General features: G+C 59.3%; 17 protein-coding genes. 6 read left to right on the forward strand and 11 right to left on the reverse strand.

All coding sequences use genetic code 11. The features are described 5' to 3' along the window. Window positions 1-15 precede the first annotated feature (15 nt). The 3 genes from ACZ0A4_RS24560 to ACZ0A4_RS24570 all read right to left on the reverse strand — a co-directional run bounded on the left by ACZ0A4_RS24560 (window position 16) and on the right by ACZ0A4_RS24570 (window position 3,657). Entirely contained in the window at window positions 16-1,542 is a 1,527-nt protein-coding gene (locus ACZ0A4_RS24560) for a SulP family inorganic anion transporter (protein ID WP_250605511.1), read from the reverse strand. Window positions 1,543-1,632: 90 nt separating this feature from the next. Beyond that, the gene (locus ACZ0A4_RS24565) at window positions 1,633-2,361 is read right to left on the reverse strand and encodes a carbonic anhydrase (RefSeq protein ID WP_007911720.1); all 729 of its coding nucleotides are present in this window, start codon (window positions 2,359-2,361) and stop codon (window positions 1,633-1,635) included. Between the two features lie 237 nt (window positions 2,362-2,598). After that, window positions 2,599-3,657: a PA0069 family radical SAM protein gene (locus ACZ0A4_RS24570; RefSeq protein ID WP_463576650.1), complete on the reverse strand. Its 1,059-nt coding sequence runs from the start codon at window positions 3,655-3,657 to the stop codon at window positions 2,599-2,601. A 225-nt stretch (window positions 3,658-3,882) separates the two neighbouring features. Here ACZ0A4_RS24570 and ACZ0A4_RS24575 point away from each other — a divergent pair, with 225 nt between their 5' ends. Continuing rightward, the gene (locus ACZ0A4_RS24575) at window positions 3,883-4,185 is read left to right on the forward strand and encodes a hypothetical protein (protein WP_322845432.1); all 303 of its coding nucleotides are present in this window, start codon (window positions 3,883-3,885) and stop codon (window positions 4,183-4,185) included. 69 nt (window positions 4,186-4,254) lie between these two features. Here the strand turns inward: ACZ0A4_RS24575 and ACZ0A4_RS24580 are convergent, their stop codons facing one another. Genes ACZ0A4_RS24580 through ACZ0A4_RS24590 form a run of 3 tightly spaced genes read right to left on the reverse strand, consistent with a single transcriptional unit; the run spans window position 4,255 to window position 8,102 of the window. Then, window positions 4,255-5,556: a c-type cytochrome gene (locus tag ACZ0A4_RS24580; RefSeq protein WP_463576651.1), complete on the reverse strand. Its 1,302-nt coding sequence runs from the start codon at window positions 5,554-5,556 to the stop codon at window positions 4,255-4,257. 12 nt (window positions 5,557-5,568) lie between these two features. After that, complete coding sequence (locus tag ACZ0A4_RS24585) at window positions 5,569-7,353, reverse strand: GMC family oxidoreductase (RefSeq protein ID WP_397484159.1); 1,785 nt, start codon at window positions 7,351-7,353, stop codon at window positions 5,569-5,571. 2 nt (window positions 7,354-7,355) lie between these two features. After that, window positions 7,356-8,102 (reverse strand): gluconate 2-dehydrogenase subunit 3 family protein, encoded by a 747-nt coding sequence (locus ACZ0A4_RS24590; RefSeq protein WP_463576652.1) that lies wholly within the window; start codon window positions 8,100-8,102, stop codon window positions 7,356-7,358. A gap of 303 nt (window positions 8,103-8,405) precedes the next feature. Here ACZ0A4_RS24590 and ACZ0A4_RS24595 point away from each other — a divergent pair, with 303 nt between their 5' ends. Next, window positions 8,406-9,041 carry a dual specificity protein phosphatase family protein gene (locus ACZ0A4_RS24595; RefSeq protein WP_463576653.1) on the forward strand — a complete coding sequence of 212 codons (636 nt, stop codon included), beginning with the start codon at window positions 8,406-8,408 and terminating at the stop codon, window positions 9,039-9,041. Window positions 9,042-9,088: 47 nt separating this feature from the next. On the opposite strand, the gene ACZ0A4_RS24600 is transcribed toward ACZ0A4_RS24595, so the two are convergent. Next, on the reverse strand, window positions 9,089-9,376 hold the full coding sequence (locus ACZ0A4_RS24600) for a YheV family putative zinc ribbon protein (RefSeq protein ID WP_463576654.1): 288 nt from the start codon (window positions 9,374-9,376) through the stop codon (window positions 9,089-9,091). Then, window positions 9,373-11,424, reverse strand: a complete 2,052-nt coding sequence (gene prlC, locus ACZ0A4_RS24605; protein WP_463576655.1) for an oligopeptidase A — start codon at window positions 11,422-11,424, stop codon at window positions 9,373-9,375. The genes ACZ0A4_RS24600 and prlC overlap by 4 nt, the downstream gene beginning before the upstream one ends. 88 nt (window positions 11,425-11,512) lie before the next feature. On the opposite strand from prlC, the gene ACZ0A4_RS24610 reads away from it, so the two are divergent. Continuing rightward, window positions 11,513-12,058, forward strand: a complete 546-nt coding sequence (locus ACZ0A4_RS24610) for a gamma carbonic anhydrase family protein (RefSeq protein WP_463576656.1) — start codon at window positions 11,513-11,515, stop codon at window positions 12,056-12,058. A 29-nt stretch (window positions 12,059-12,087) separates the two neighbouring features. Next, window positions 12,088-12,738, forward strand: a complete 651-nt coding sequence (locus ACZ0A4_RS24615; RefSeq protein ID WP_463576657.1) for an HAD family hydrolase — start codon at window positions 12,088-12,090, stop codon at window positions 12,736-12,738. 54 nt (window positions 12,739-12,792) lie between these two features. Here ACZ0A4_RS24615 and ACZ0A4_RS24620 read toward each other — a convergent pair whose 3' ends face one another. Further along, window positions 12,793-13,929: an aminopeptidase gene (locus tag ACZ0A4_RS24620; protein WP_463576658.1), complete on the reverse strand. Its 1,137-nt coding sequence runs from the start codon at window positions 13,927-13,929 to the stop codon at window positions 12,793-12,795. Window positions 13,930-13,988: 59 nt separating this feature from the next. Here ACZ0A4_RS24620 and ACZ0A4_RS24625 point away from each other — a divergent pair, with 59 nt between their 5' ends. Further along, window positions 13,989-14,411, forward strand: coding sequence for a PA0061/PA0062 family lipoprotein (locus ACZ0A4_RS24625; protein WP_463576659.1), 423 nt, complete (start codon window positions 13,989-13,991; stop codon window positions 14,409-14,411). A 40-nt stretch (window positions 14,412-14,451) separates the two neighbouring features. Then, window positions 14,452-14,871: a PA0061/PA0062 family lipoprotein gene (locus tag ACZ0A4_RS24630; RefSeq protein ID WP_463576660.1), complete on the forward strand. Its 420-nt coding sequence runs from the start codon at window positions 14,452-14,454 to the stop codon at window positions 14,869-14,871. Between the two features lie 6 nt (window positions 14,872-14,877). On the opposite strand, the gene ACZ0A4_RS24635 is transcribed toward ACZ0A4_RS24630, so the two are convergent. Both ACZ0A4_RS24635 and ACZ0A4_RS24640 read right to left on the reverse strand, forming a co-directional pair. Beyond that, window positions 14,878-15,117: a DUF1161 domain-containing protein gene (locus ACZ0A4_RS24635; RefSeq protein ID WP_093429479.1), complete on the reverse strand. Its 240-nt coding sequence runs from the start codon at window positions 15,115-15,117 to the stop codon at window positions 14,878-14,880. 247 nt (window positions 15,118-15,364) lie between these two features. Then, the gene (locus ACZ0A4_RS24640; protein WP_122842068.1) at window positions 15,365-15,796 is read right to left on the reverse strand and encodes an OsmC family protein; all 432 of its coding nucleotides are present in this window, start codon (window positions 15,794-15,796) and stop codon (window positions 15,365-15,367) included. Window positions 15,797-15,938: the final 142 nt, after the last annotated feature.

Below are 15,938 nucleotides of genomic sequence, written 5' to 3' on the forward strand. Positions count from 1 at the left end.
TTCAGGCGGGGAGATTTAGCCGGCTGCACCGATGCCTGTTGTTGTGCGAATCCGTCCCTCAAGCCTGCGCTTCAATCCACGCGACTCAATCAACAGTTTCGACCCTTTCGCCGCATTCGCCCGGCCCCACTCTTCCAGCAACTCCAGACACGAATGGTCGATGTAGCTCAGATTATTGAGCGGTACATGCACCGTCGTCCCCTGCGGAATACTGCCCAGCACTTGGGTCAGTGCCGGAACCTTGAGGAAGGTCGCCGCGCCGACCAGACGCAACTCCATCTCACCATCCTGTGGCAGATCGATCAGGCTGATCTTCAATCGCGACGCCTTGAACGCCAGTTTCAGCAGGGTCAGACCGAAACCGATCAGCACACCCGTCAGCAGGTCCGTGAAGATGATCGCCAGCGCCGTCGCCGCGTAGGTGAACATCGGCATCCGTCCATAACGACCCAGGCCTCGAAACGCCTTGAGATCGACCAGTTTGAAACCGGTATAGACCAGCACGCCCGCCAGACTCGCCACCGGAATGCTTTGCAGCACGCTCGACAGCAACAGCACGAACGCCAGCAGCCACAGGCCATGGAAGATCGTCGAATAACGCGTGGTCGCGCCGGCCTGGACGTTGGCCGAACTGCGCACGATCACCCCGGTCATCGGCAGCGCGCCGACCAGACCGCAGAGCATGTTGCCGACCCCTTGCGCCGACAGTTCACGGTCGAAGTCCGAGCGTACGCCGCTGTGCATGCGATCCACCGCTGCGGCGGATAAAAGGGTTTCTGCGCTGGCGATAAACGCCACGGCGAAGGCGGCGATCAGCAGCGTCGGATCGGCCAGGCTGAGCAGATCTGCAGGCTTGAGCCAATCGATGGCCTCCGCCAGATTCGCCGGCACTTCAACACGCTTCACCTGCAAAGCGAGCAACAGACTTGCGCCGGTCGCCAGACCGACGCCGAGCAATGCCCCAGGCACGAAGCGCAGCGAATGTGGGCGAAACTTCTCCCACAACCACATCACCGCAATCGTCGACAGCCCCAACAGCCCGGCCTGCCAGCCGAACGACGGCAAGGCCTGCGCCACAGCCGCCGGGAACGCCGTGAGGTTATCCAGGCCAGAGGGCTTCGGTGACGCATCAAGCATCACATGCACCTGCGACAGCACGATCAATACGCCAATCCCCGCCAGCATCCCGTACACCACCGCTGGCGCCGTGACGCGAAACCAGCAACCGAGCTTCAAGCGCCCGGCGACCAGTTGCAGAAAACCGGCGAGCAACAGAATCGGCCCGAGCATCTCGATGCCGTGCTGACGCACCAGTTCAAACACCAACACCGCCAGCCCCGCCGCCGGCCCGCTGACCTGTAACGGCGACCCCGCCAGCCAGCCGACCACCAGACCACCGATGATCCCGGTAATCAGCCCTTTGGCCGGCGGCAGCCCTGAGGCGATCGCAATACCCATGCACAGCGGCAGGGCGACCAGAAACACAACCACTGAAGCGAGCAGCTCCCGTGGCAACACCGCTTTCAATTGAGCCGCACGCATGGCGATTCTCCCGAAGTTTTCTTCAGGCATGGCGAGGCCGGGTCGCTGAATCAGCGACCGGCGTCAAACCACACAGATGTTTAGGAGGATTTAGAAGCGCGCTTTAGGCGTCGCCACCGGAATCGGATGGCTGCCGTCGAGCGGCAGGAAACGTCCCTGATCCGCGTCGTAAGCTTTGATTTCGCTGGTTTCGATGTCGTAGACCCAGCCATGGATGAACAAATGACCGTTCGCCATGCGCGAGGCTACCGAAGGATGGGTACGCAAGTGCTGCAATTGGGCGATGACGTTTTCCTCGGTGAGGATCGGCATGCTTTCTTTTTCGTCGGCGCAGTTACAGTTCTCATGCACCATGGTTTTCGCGACTTCAGCGTGGCGCAGCCAGGCTTTGACCGTCGGCATTTTTTCCAGGCTGTCCGGGTTGAGCACCGCACGCATGGCGCCGCAATCGGAGTGGCCGCAGATGATAATGTGCTGCACGCCGAGCGCCAGTACCGCGTATTCGATTGCGGTGGAAACGCCGCCGTTCATCTGCCCGTAAGGTGGCACGACGTTGCCGACGTTACGGGTCACGAACAGATCGCCGGGCGAGCTGTGGGTAATCAGCTCGGGGACGATGCGCGAGTCAGCGCAGGTGATGAACATCGCCTTGGGCGCTTGGGCCGTGGCGAGTTTCTTGAAGAGTTCTTCCTGCTGTGGGAAGACCTCATGATGAAAATGCAAAAAGCCGTCTACGATCTGTCGCAGCGCTGCATCGGCGGATTCCGCTTCAGGGGTTTGCGCCGACGCAGCCAACGGCTGTTTATCCTTGTCACTCATGATTCATCCTCTTTGGCGGATTAGGGGAGTCATTCCCATGTATTCCGGTATGAAGCCAGTGGCTGTTTAAACATCCGGGTCATCCCGACCCGTCAGTCACTCGATGAACAAGGTAGCCGCCGAAACTTAACTCAAACTGAATCAAACGCTCTAGCACGTGTGTTCCAGGTCACAAAAAACGTGACTGGGTGATTTCGGCGGAAGGATTCCAACCCCTCAACCATAGGCCAATTGTCGCTAAATCAACGACATCTGGCGACCCGGCGGACAGAAGGCCGTGCAATCGAGGTTATAGCCCTCGCGATGATTCAAGCCAAGACGCTTGATCGCTTTGGCAAACCGCTGCGCGAGCAGATCGGCGAACACCCCTTCGCCGCGCATGCGTGCACCAAAACGGCTGTCGTAGAGTTCGCCGCCACGGCTCTGGCGGATCAGGCTCAGCACGTGCGCAGCGCGTTGCGGGTAGTGCGCGGCCAGCCATTCTTCGAACAGCGGCGCCACTTCCAGCGGAAGGCGCAACATCATGTACGCCGCGCTTTGTGCACCGGCGGCGTGGGCTTCGCTGAGCAGACTCTCGATTTCGCTGTCGTTGATCATCGGAATCATCGGCGAACACAGCACGCCGACCGGAATGCCTGCTTCGCGCATTACCCGAATAGCGCGCAACCGCGCTTTGGGTGCAGCGGCGCGTGGTTCCAGAATGCGTTTGAGTTCGTCGTCCAGGGTGGTCAGGCTGATCATCACCGCCACCAGCCGTTGCTGCGCCAGTTCGGTGAGCAGGTCGAGGTCGCGCAGGATCAGCGAGCCTTTGGTGACGATGGTCACCGGATGCTTATAGCGCAGCAGCACTTCGAGGGTCTGGCGGGTGATTTTGTGTTCACGCTCGATCGGCTGATACGGGTCAGTGTTGGAGCCCAGGTTGATCGGCGCACATTGATAGCCTTTTTTCCCAAGCTGTTCTTCCAGCACTTGGGCGGCGTTGGTTTTGGCGATCAGCTTCGTTTCGAAATCCAGCCCCGGCGACATGTCCCAATAGGCGTGGCTCGGCCGTGCGTAGCAATAGATGCAGCCGTGTTCGCAACCGCGATAAGGATTGATCGAGCGGTCAAAGGGCAGATCGGGAGACGTATTGCGGGTGATGATGGTTTTCGCGGTTTCGATCATCACCTCGGTGCCTTGGGTCAGCGGCACTTCCTGATACCAGCCGTCATCCTCGGCCACCGAGCGGTTCGGCGCGAAGCGGTTATGCGGGTTGGTCGCGGTGCCGCGACCCCGGGGCGGGAGAGGATTGATCATTGGGTGGGCTCCTGATCTGTATATGCATACAGTACCCGAGCGCGCCCTGTGTGATCCAGTACCGTTCAGCGATGGGGCTTTTGAAATTCTAAAGTTTATAGAGAGGTGCAAAGTCTAAATACAACCCGAGATACAGTTGTTCCATTGTCGCGACAAGTTATCGAATATAGTCTTGGCCACTTCCATCGGCACTTGTCCGATTATTAGATTAAAAGGATTTAATTCATGTCTTTTCTCAATCAGCGTGGCGTCTTTATGCAATTGATGCTGCCCAATGCATCGGAACCCAATACCATTGTTTCGATGCAACTTGCGCGCAAGGAGCTGGGCTGGAACGCCGAGCAGGAGCTGCCGACCGAGACTCTGGTTGACTCGATCTACGTGGTGGCGGTGTCCAGCGACCGCGGCAAGACCTTCACTATTCGCACCAACAAGAAAGATGTAGACGGTGATGGCGATATTGATAACGATGACAAGGCGAAGTTGATTGCACTGGCGAAGGCTTATGTCAGTATCGTTAATCCTTGATCTCGAAGTTTGTTGCGATATACGTATATTAAAAACCCTGCATGAACGGTTCATGCAGGGTTGCTGTTTTTAATGATGGTCTGTTACTTGGCCAAGATCATCGGTGGACGTTGTTTTCAAATCGTCACTGCGTAAGGCAGCAACCTCTTTGGCACTGATCGGCGCGCCTTTGTTGCCCCAACTGCCACGGATGAAACTCACCACATCCGCCACTTCCTGATCCGACAGTCGCCAGGCGAAACCGGGCATGGTGAAAGTCGACGGCGCCGTGTGCGTGGCTGGCAACGTACCGCCCTTGAGCACGATGTGAATGAGCGAGGTCGGGTCTTTCGATTGCAACACCGGATTGCCCGCCAGCGCCGGGAATACCCGAGTGTAGCCGTGGCCATCGGTGCGGTGGCACGCCGCGCAGTTGTCGATGTACACCGAGGCGCCGCGCTGGCTGTCGTCGCCATTCCACAAGGCTTTCGCGGCTTTCTCTTCGTACTGATGCGGCTGATCGGCAGGATCAGTGGCCGGCAGTGACTTGAGGTAGCGGGCAATCGCCGTCAGGTCGGCGTCGGTCATGTACTGCATGCTGTGGGTGACCACATCACTCATGCCGCCAAACACCGCGCTGCGATCGCTGCGTCCAGTCTTGAGGAACTGCACCAGTTGCTCTTCGCTCCAGCCGCCGAGACCATCCTTGTGATCGCCGCGCAAACTCTTGGCGATCCAGCCTTCCAGCGGCGCACTGCCGGCGAGGAAGGTTGTACCGTCAGCGGCGCTCAGGGATTTTTCCTGCATGGTCAGCGCGCGCGGGGTATGGCAGGCACCACAGTGGCCGAGGCCTTCGACCAGATACGCGCCACGATCGATCACCGGGTCGGCACTCGTTGCTTGGTAGTCCTCGACCTTCGGCGCAAACATCCAGCGCCAGCCCATCAGCGGCCAGCGCATGCTCAATGGCCAGGGAATGTCGCTCGCCTTGTTTTCCTGCGCCACCGGTTCTACGCCGTGGATAAAGTACGCGTACAGCGCCTGCATGTCGGTTTCACTGACACGCGCATAGGACGGATACGGCATCGCCGGGTACAACGTACTGCCGTTTTTGGCGACGCCATGGCGCACGGCCTGATCGAAGTCGGCGAAGCTGTAATCACCGACGCCAGTCTTGTCCGGGGTGATGTTGGTCGAGTAGATCGTGCCGATCGGGGTTTCCATCGGCAGACCACCGGCGAACGGCTTGCCGCCCTTGGCGGTGTGGCAAGCCACGCAATCACCGGCGCGGGCCAGGTATTCGCCCTGTTTGATCAACGCTTGATCAACGTCAGCCGCATGAATCGAGGCGCTGCCGAGCAGCGCCAGAGCCGCGATAACGAGATTTTTCATGGTCATCGCTCCTTAAGCCTGAACCAGCGGGCCGGGGTTTTTCAGGTACTGCTCGCGGATCGCCTTCGCCGACCAGTAGGTCAGTGCCGCAACCAGCCCGGTCGGGTTGTAACCGAGGCCTTGCGGGAACGCCGAGGCGCCCGGAACGAAGACGTTGTGCACGTCCCAGCTCTGCAGGTAGCGGTTCAGCGCGCTCTTCTTCGGATCGGTGCCCATGATCGCGCCGCCGTTGAGGTGGGTGGTCTGGTAAGAGGCGGTGTTGAAGTGGTCGCCGACTTTTTTGCCGATCACCGCGATGGCTTTCGGGCCCATCGCTTCGGCGACCTTGCCCATTTTCTCGACCATGAAGCGGTTCATCTTGATGTCGTTTTCCTGCCAGTCGAAGGTCATTCGCAGCAGCGGCAAGCCGTAGGCATCGCGGTACACCGGGTCGAGATCGAGGTAATTGCCTCGGTAAGACTGATGCGCGCCGTGGGCATCCATCGACACCTGGTGGGTGTAGTAATCGGCGGTCGCGCGTTTCCAGTCACTGCCCCAGGCCGGGGTGCCCGGTGGGTTCGAGGTGCCGGCAATCGGCCGGCTGCCGGCCTGGTTGACCCACATCGGCGAGCCGCCGACGAAGCCGTGCGGGCCGTGGTCGAAGTTGTCGGCGTTGAAGTCGTCCAGCGCCACGCCATTGCCGCCCGCACCGATGAAGTTGTTGGTGTGGGTGTCCTTGTCGAAGAACGCCTTGATGGTCGCCATGTTCTGGTAGGCGAAGTTACGCCCGACCACGCCTTCGCCGGTGATCGGGTCGTACGGTTTGCCGATGCCCGAAAGCAGCATCAAACGCACGTTGTGCAGCTGGAACGCGCCGAGAATCACCAGATCCGCCGGTTGCTCGATCTCGCGACCCTGAGCATCGACGTAGGTGACGCCGGTGGCTTTGCTCTTGGTGCTGTCGAGGTTGATGCGCAACACGTGGGCGTTGGCGCGCAGCTCGAAATTCGGCAGCGGTTTCAGCGCCGGCAGAATGTTCACGTTCGGCGAAGCCTTGGAATACATGTAGCAGACGTAACCGCTGCAGAAACCGCAGAAGTTGCACGGGCCCATCTGCGCGCCGTAAGGGTTGGTGTACGGCCCCGACGTATTTGCGGACGGCAGGTTGTAGGGTTTGTACCCGACTTCTGTAGCCGCTTTGCCGAACAGCTGTGCGGACACGGTGTTCTTCTGCGCTTCCAGCGGGAACGGGTTGGAGCGATCGGGCGCATAAGGGTTGCCACCCTTGCCCTGACCGACCAGTTGACCTTTCACCGTCCACGCCTGGCCGGAGGTGCCGAAGACTTTTTCGGCGAAATCGAAGAACGGCTCCAGTTCTTCATAGCTGACGCCGAAGTCCTGGATGGTCATGTCCTTGGGGATAAAGCTTTTGCCGTAGCGTTCTTCGTAGTGGCTGCGCATGCGCAACTCGATCGGGTCGACCCGGAAATGCACGCCCGACCAGTGCAGACCGGCGCCGCCGACGCCATTGCCCGGCAGGAACGCGCCCAACTGGCGGTTCGGCAGAGCAATGTCGTTGACGCTGTGGCGAATGGTGACGGTCTCTTTGGAGATGTCCTGAAAGAGTTTTTTCCGCACGCTGTAGGTGAGTTCGTCGATCACCTGTGGATAGTTGCCGTCTGGGTAAGTGTCCTGCATCGGCCCGCGCTCCAGCGCCAGCACGTTGAGCCCCGCTTCGGTGAGTTCCTTGGCCATGATCGCGCCGGTCCAGCCGAAACCGACGATGACCGCATCTACCTTCTTCATTACCGTTGCCATGCTTACGCCCTCTCGCCGCGAATCGACACTGCCGGGAAGGGGTATTGCTCGTTGCGTTCCACCCAATCCATGAAATCGGCGCGGGCGCCGGGGAAGCCGATCATGGTCCAGCCGACCATGCCTTTGTTGCCGCCATGGATCGGGTCGCAGAAGAACCCTTCCTTGGTGTTTTGCAGCAGCAGGTTGAAGAAAATCTTCGCCGGAACCGCGTCAAACTGAGGTTTGCCGGCTTCAAGTTGCTTGAGCAGATCGTCTCGGGTAGCGCTGTCTTGGTCAGCAAATACTTTACCGTTGAGGGATTTTGCCCACTGGTCCGTGGCGGCGATGCCGAGGCGATAGATCTCTTTGGGCACCAGTTTGCTCTGCCAGCCCATTTCCGGAGCAGCGTCGGCGTTGAACGGGCCTTGCATGTACCACAAGGCACCGGCGGCGTACGGCGTGTTCATCTGGCGATCGATGTATTCCGGTACCCCGGCTTCGAGGGCGCCCGGGCCTTGGGCATCGTTGGGGATCAACTGCGCGACGGCAGCATTGATGAACGCCCATTCTTCGGCGGTGAAGTAGTTCGGTTGGTAAACACCGGCATCAGCGCGGACCGGGTGCGGCGCGGATGCAGCGGGTGTGGCTTCGGGCGCTGCTTGCAGCACGCTGCTGCCCAGACCGGTACCGGCCAGGGTGACCACCGGGATCAGGGTCAGGGATTTGCGCAAAAACTCACGCCGTGGGTTGTCTCGACTTTCATCAGACATGGAGTGCACCTCATCAGGCATCAGGGGTAGCCGTTTCTGCGAACGGCTTGAGGATTTATCGTCGAGACGGATTCGGTCTGACCCGGAAAAGGGGGACGCGTCTGCAACATCGTGTGACAAATGGTAGCAGGCTAAGCTTCTGGATGAACCGATTCATCAGAAAAAAACACCGGTTTTCTGAGTAGCGATGAATGAAACCGTGCCGATTCACGATTCTTTGACAGGCGCCTCACAGGGCTTTGACCGCGCAACGCCGAAGCTGCGTTTCCTAACACCGATGAACCCCGACACGGTTACCCCAGCATGTCCCGAGTGCGTTTTTTCCCTGCTTTGTGTTTATCGCTTGTAGCGCTTTTGCCCTGGATGCCGGCCCATGCATCGACGGTTCGCCCGACTGAATGGGCGCAACCGGTCGAAGTGCAATACAACCTGTTCCAGATGTCGCCGACGCTCTACCGCAGCGCGTTGCCGGATGGCGGCGCAGTGCCGTTGCTGAAAAATCTCAAAGTCGCCACGGTGATCAACTTCCTCCCGGAAACCGATAGCAACTGGTTGTCCGAGCCTGGCATCAATCAAGTGCAACTGCCGTATCGCACCAACCACGTTGACGACGCCGATGTGCTCAAGACCCTGCGGGCTATTCAGTCTGCCGAAGCCAACGGTCCAGTGCTGATGCATTGCAAACACGGTTCCGATCGCACCGGCCTGATGGCGGCGATGTATCGGGTGGTGGTGCAGGGCTGGAGCAAGGAAGATGCCTTGAGCGAGATGACCCAGGGCGGATTTGGTGAGAGTGGGCACTTTCGCGACAGCGTGCGCTACGTGATGCAGGCCGATGTCGACAAGCTGCGCACGGCGCTGGCCAATGGTGATTGCAGCACCAGCGCGTTCGCTACCTGCTCGATGAAAAGCTGGTTTCAGTCGGTCAATCTGAAGTAGTCGCGACCTTCCACGACATTGCGTCGTGGAAGGTGTTCAGCAGCGACTCAGTCTTCGGACTTTTTCTTCAGCTTCGGATTCGGGAAGAACTGCACCGCCTGCACGGACTTGTCCGGCGCAGGTTTGTTCAGCGCGCTGGTGTTGACCCGCGTGCCCAGCTCTTTCGGCACCGACAGCCCTTGCTCGTTGAGCGTGTCGGAGTAACCGCAAGCCACGCATTCACGGTGCGGCACGCTGTCTTCATTCCACATCATCAATTTGTCCGGCTCGCTGCACGCCGGGCAGACCGCCCCGGCGATAAAGCGTTTTTTGGTAATCACAGGCCCCTCACTCATGCTGCCGCGTCCTCACTCAGGCCGCTGTGGCGCAACAGTGCGTCAATCGACGGTTCACGGCCACGGAAGTCGACGAACAGCACCATCGGTGCCTGCGAACCGCCGCGCGCCAGAATCGCTTCGCGGAAGGCGCGACCGGTTTCAGCGTTGAGCACGCCGTCTTCTTCAAACTTCGAGAAGGCATCGGCCGAGAGCACTTCAGCCCACTTGTAGCTGTAGTAACCCGCCGCGTAACCGCCGGCGAAAATGTGCGCGAAACTGTTCGGGAAGCGGTTGTAGGCCGGCGGACGCATCACCGACACCTCGTCACGCACGCCTTCGAGCACTTGCAACGGACTGCGGCCGTCACCGTGGGTGGCGTGCAGTTCGAAGTCGAACAGCGAGAACTCGAGCTGACGGACCATCATCAGGCCGGACTGGAAGTTTTTCGCCGCGAGCATTTTTTCCAGCAGATCCTGTGGCAACGGCTCGCCGCTTTCGTAGTGACCGGAAATCAGCGCGAGGCCTTCCGGCTCCCAGCACCAGTTTTCCATGAACTGGCTCGGCAGCTCGACCGCATCCCACGCCACGCCGTTGATGCCGGAAACACCGGCGTGATCAACGCGGGTCAGCAGGTGATGCAGGCCATGACCGAATTCGTGGAACAGCGTGGTCACTTCATCGTGGGTCAGCAGCGCAGGCTTGCCGCTGTCGGCCGGGGTGAAGTTGCACACCAGATTGGCCACCGGGCTTTGCAGCACGCCGTCGACAGTGCGGCGGCGGTCACGGGCGCCGTCCATCCACGCACCGCCACGCTTGTTGGCGCGGGCGTAGAGGTCGAAGAAGAAGCGGCCGACGTGCTGGCCGTTTTCCTTGATCTCGAACAGGCGCACGTCCGGGTGCCAGGTGTCGAAGCCTTTCTGTTCGGCGATTTCGATGCCGTACAGGCGCTGAACGATGGCGAACAGACCGCCCAGTACTTTATCGATCGGGAAGTACGCACGCAGGGTTTCCTGAGCAACGCTGTAGCGTTGTTCGCGAAGTTTTTCGCCGTAGAAACCGCTGTCCCAGCTTTGCAGATCGGCGCAGCCCTGTTCGGCGGCGTAAGCGCGCAGCTGTTGCAGATCCTGCGCGGCGAACGGTTTGCTGCGCTTGGCCAGATCGCGCAGGAAGCTCAGTACCTGATCGCTGGATTCAGCCATTTTCGTGGCCAGGCTCAGCTCGGAGAAGCTGGCGAAGCCCAACAGCTTGGCCAGTTCCTGACGCAGGTCGAGGATCTCTTCCATCACCGGGCCGTTGTCGTTCTGGCCGGCGTTCGGGCCTTGATCCGAGGCGCGGGTGCAGTAGGCGGCGTAGACTTCTTCACGCAACGCACGGTCTTGCGCGTAGGTCATCACCGCGTAGTAGCTCGGGAATTCCAGGGTGATCAGCCAGCCATCGAGGCCTTTGGCCTGTGCGGCGGCCGCCATCTGCGCCTTGGCCGAATCGGTCAGGCCGGCAAGGGCGGTTTCGTCGCTGACGTGCTTGGTCCACGCCTGCGTAGCGTCGAGTAGTTGGTTGGAGAAACGGCTGCCCAGCTCGGACAGTTTGCTTTGCACTTCGGCGTAGCGTTTCTGCTCGGCTTCCGGCAGATCGATACCCGACAGACGGAAGTCACGCAGGGCGTGTTCCAGAATAGTCTTTTGCGCCACGTCGAAGCCGGCGGCTTCCGGGCTGTTGGCCAGGGCTTCATAAGCCTGGAACAGTTCGCGGTTCTGGCCCATCTCAGTGGAGTAGGCGCTCAGGGCTGGCAGGCAGGACTCGTAGGCTTCACGCAGTTCGGCGCTGTTGCAAACGGCATTGAGGTGGCTGACCGGGCTCCAGGCAGCGCCGAGGCGGTCATTGAGTTCGTCCATCGCCAGAACCAGGCCGGCCCAGGTCGGGTTCTTGACTTGGGTCTTGAGGATTTCGGCAATGGCGGCGCGGTTGTCGGCCAGGATCGTTTCGATGGCGGGCAGGACGTGTTCGGCACGGATCGTGGAGAACGGTGGCAGGTCATAGGACTGCAGCAGAGGGTTGTTCACGCTCACGGTTGGCACCTTGGCTGGGGAAACATTGCCCCATCTTAATTACAATCGGCATCATCCGCAGCTATCGGCGACAGAGAGAGAAATTATCGTGTCCGTTCGCAAGTACCAGAATCACACCCCGCGCTTGAGCAAAGGCGCTTTTGTCGACGGCTCGGCGGTGGTTATCGGCGACGTCGAAATCGGTGAAGACAGCTCGGTCTGGCCGCTGACCGTGATCCGTGGCGACATGCACCGCATCCGCATCGGTGCGCGCACCAGCGTCCAGGACGGCTGCGTGCTGCACATCACCCACGCCGGCCCGTTCAACCCTGACGGCTTCCCGCTGCTGATCGGCGATGATGTGACCATCGCCCACAAAGTCATGCTGCACGGCTGCAGCGTTGGCAGCCGCGTGTTGATCGGCATGGGCAGCATCGTCATGGACGGCGCGGTAGTCGAGGACGATGTGATCATCGGCGCCGGCAGCCTGGTGCCACCGGGCAAGCGTCTGCAAAGTGGCTTCCTTTATGTCGGCAGCCCGGTGAAACAGGTCCGTCCGCTCACCGACAAGGAAAAAGCCTTCTTCACCTACAGCGCCGCCAACTACGTGAAGCTCAAGGATCTGCATCTGGCCGAAGGCTACGACCAAATCTGAATCGAATTCGCGACTGCTCAGGAATACTCATGCATTACAAGACTGTACTGTTCGACCTCGATGGCACCCTGACCGACCCGCGTGAGGGCATCACCCGTTCCATTCAGTTTGCCCTCGCCAAGCTCGGTATTGACGAGCCGGATCTGACCAAACTCGAACACTTCATCGGCCCGCCACTGCTGCAGGCATTTATGCAGTTCTATGAGTTTGACGAGGCCAAGGCGTGGCAGGCGGTGAATTTCTATCGTGAGCGCTTCAAAGTCACGGGCCTGTATGAAAACCGCGTGTTCGACGGCGTTACGCCGTTGCTGGAAACCCTCAGTGGCCAAGGCCGACAGCTTTATATCGCCACTTCGAAACCATGGGAATTTGCCCGCGAGATTGCCCGTCACTTCGACTTTGCACGGCACTTCAAGGTGATCTACGGCAGTGAGCTGGATGGCACCCGGACCAACAAGGTTGAGCTGATTGCTCACTTGATGGCTGAAGAAGGGCTGGACCCGGCGAATACGCTGATGATCGGCGACCGTAAGCACGACCTGATCGGCGCGCGCAGTAATGGCCTGGATGCGGCGGCGGTTGGTTATGGGTTTGGCAGTTTTGAAGAGTTGAATGCCGAAGCACCTGCTTATCACTTTGAAACACTGGACGAGTTGCATCAGGCGTTTTTGCAGCGCTGATCAGTACGCCTTCGCTGGCAAGCCAGCTCCCACGGGTGAGCGATGTGCTCAGGCTCACCGCTGTCCCTGTGGGAGCTGGCTTGCCAGCGATGAGGCCAGATCAGCCACTGATATCTCATCATCTGCCAACGCTTTCAGTGCCGCCTTACGCTCAGCCGCCGGCAACCCACCCAACCGCTCAACCTCCGCATAAAACCTCCCCCAATCCCCCCCGACCTTTTTGAATAACGCCGTAAACGCCGGCACCCATTGGTCATACAGCCCAAACGGCAACAGCCGCGCATTGTTCAGCGGCGCATTCACCCAAGCGTCATAACGCTTATCCCCGGCCCACTGGCTGTCCCTTATCACCCGATAATCCCGGCGAAACTGTTCGAACTCGGCTGCTTTGCGCTCGCGCATTTGCTCAACCGGCATTGACTGCGCGTAGAGCTTTTCCAGCCGTGAGCGGGTATCGAGCACCAACTCAATAAACTGATCGCGCTGCTTCAGCCGTGAATCGGTATCCGCCGGTAACCGCCGAAACGCCCGCCACTGCCGCGTACCCTCCTGCTCGACAAACGTGGCAAAAGACTCGTTGAACTCGGTGTCATCCTTTACATAGAAACGCTGATGCGCCAGTTCATGGAAGATCAGCGTGGCCAGGCGCTCATCACCCCAGCCCATCATCGAATTAAGGATTGGGTCGTTGAACCAGCCCAGCGTCGAATAGGCCTCAACGCCGCCAATCGAAACGTCCATGCCCTGCAAGCGCTGAATTGCCGCCTCGCCACGAGCCGCGCTCTGGCTGTAGTAGCCGCGATAGGCCACACACCCGGCAATCGGGAAGCAATGGTTCTGCGGCGTCAGGGAGAACTCCTGAGTGGCGAACACATTCCACACCACATACGGGCGATGGATATCGGCGTAAAGACGATAACTCTGGTTATCCGGCAGGTGCAGATGCTCGCTGGCGAAGGCGCGGGCCTTCTGCGATTGCGCCAGATGTGTGCGCAGTGTCGCGTCGCGGCTCGGGTCGTTGATCACCTTTTCCACTGGCTCGCGCGCCCGCAGCAATTGCAACTGACCGCTGGCCAACTGAGCGTAATAGCTGACGCTGGCGCAACCGTTGAGCAACAAAAACAACACACCCGGAAACAAAACCCGAAAAACGCGATCAAGTAACCCAAGGCTTGGAAACGGCCTGATCAAAATAAGAAATCCCCCGGAGAGTCTGCCCGCAAGACTATCCCGCCTTAAGGAGCACCGCTATGCGCATGTTGATGCTGTCAGGAGGCCTGCTGACGTTGGCCGGTTGTGCCAATTTCGGAATGCCTGATCCTGATCCCTCGCAAGCCTGGATCGACCTCGATGCCCGGCAGCAAGACACGGCGCTGCAAGCGCTGCAAGTCGATACTCAGATGACCACTGACAAACGCTACTTCGAAGTACAGCCCGGCAGTCATGAGCTGAAAGTGCGTTATCAATTCCCGGTAGAGGCGACCAACATCGGTCCCGATGCAGAGCCGCTGTGGCGCGATTGCCAATTGAGCGTGAAATTCAAGGACTTCAATGCCGGCCAGCGTTATCAGTTGCAGGCTGGCAGTATCGGTTTCCGGCCATGGGCCAAGCTCTATGACGAGCAGCGCAAAGTGGTAGGCCAAGGCACGCCGGCAGGCTGTCAGAGCAGCTGATCGGCGCTATGCTGAATATTCAGATCTGTGGATATCCATCATGCGCCATTTGCTGTTGTTGCTCGTTGCCAGTCTCGTGGCCGGATGCCAGACGCCACTTCCTCCGGTCGATCCGCACATGGCCTGGGTCGATTTTTCGACGCCGACACCGGGCGGCAAAGTCCTGATGGCCGAGCGCCTCGACAAACAACGACTGAATGACGGGCGCTACTTTCAGGTCACCCCCGGCAGTCACGAATTGCGCGTGCGCTTCGATTTCGAAGTGTTTGGCGTTGGCGGCAGCTTGATGAACGGCCCGGTAGAGCGGTTGTGTTACCTGTACATCCGCTACGACCATTTCGAGGCCGGCCAGCGTTACACGCTGGAGGGCCGTTCGCTGGCGTTCACCCCGAGTGCCCGGCTCTACAACGCCAAGCGCGAAATCGTCGCCGAGGATTATGACTACAACTGCATTATCTGAGGCGACTCAGCTGTCGTTCTTCTGATAGATGATTTTCTTGCGGCCATAATCGCAAGTGCCGACAACCATGGCGATATCGTGTTTTGCAGCCTCTTTCTTGCTGACGATTTCCAGCGTGTAGGAGGGCACGGCTTTGGCCTGAATCTTCACTTCGATTTCTTTCTTCAGTTCCTCGCAGTCTTTGGGCGCCGCAATTACAGAGGTGGCCAGTGCACTGCAAAGGATCGCCAAGCCAATACGTTTCATGAGTGAAGCTCCCTGAGGCAGCGCGCACGGGCGTGCGCTGAAGCTGCTGTCATTTATTCGACCACATTTTTACAGCGAGGGTTCTGACTTCGCTCACAAGTTGTGTTTTCGATTTCAAGCTCCGGGTTGATTGTGAAATCGCCTTCGCGAGCAAGCTCGCTCCCACATTGGTCCTGGCTAGACCCGTTCATTGTGGGAGCGAGCTTGCTCGCGAAGGCGTCGGCAAAGCCAACGCCTGATTCGAACCTTAAGAAATCAGTGAAGCCTCAAGCGTAATCTTCGCATTCAGCACTTTCGACACCGGGCACCCTTCCTTGGCCTTGTTGCTCAGTTCTTCGAACTGCGCCTGAGTCGCCCCCGGGATTTTCGCCTTCAGGATCAGCTTCACCGCGGTGATCGCGAACCCACCGTCCACCTGGTCAAGGGTCACTTCAGCCTGAGTGTCGATGCTGTCGGCCTTGAGGCCCGCATCGCCCAGAATCATCGAAAACGCCATGGAGAAACAGCCGGCGTGCGCCGCGCCGATCAGTTCTTCCGGATTGGTGCCTTTGCCGCCTTCAAAGCGGGCCTTGAAGCCGTAAGGCGCCTCTCTGAGGACACCGGTTTCGGTGGAGATCGAGCCGATACCGGTTTTCAGATCGCCTGCCCAATGCGCGGATGCTTTCTTCACGATAGCCATGTCTGCCTCCTCAATATCTGGCGCGGAAACGCCGCGCCGTCGTGGTTCTTACTTGCAAGGCTTCTGAGGATAGACGCCGGAACAAAGTTCAGCCCGGCTGAATCGTTGACTTTTTTAGTAGGAAATTTCATCACTGCTATTG

The organism is Pseudomonas sp. AC172 (assembly GCF_979258595.1).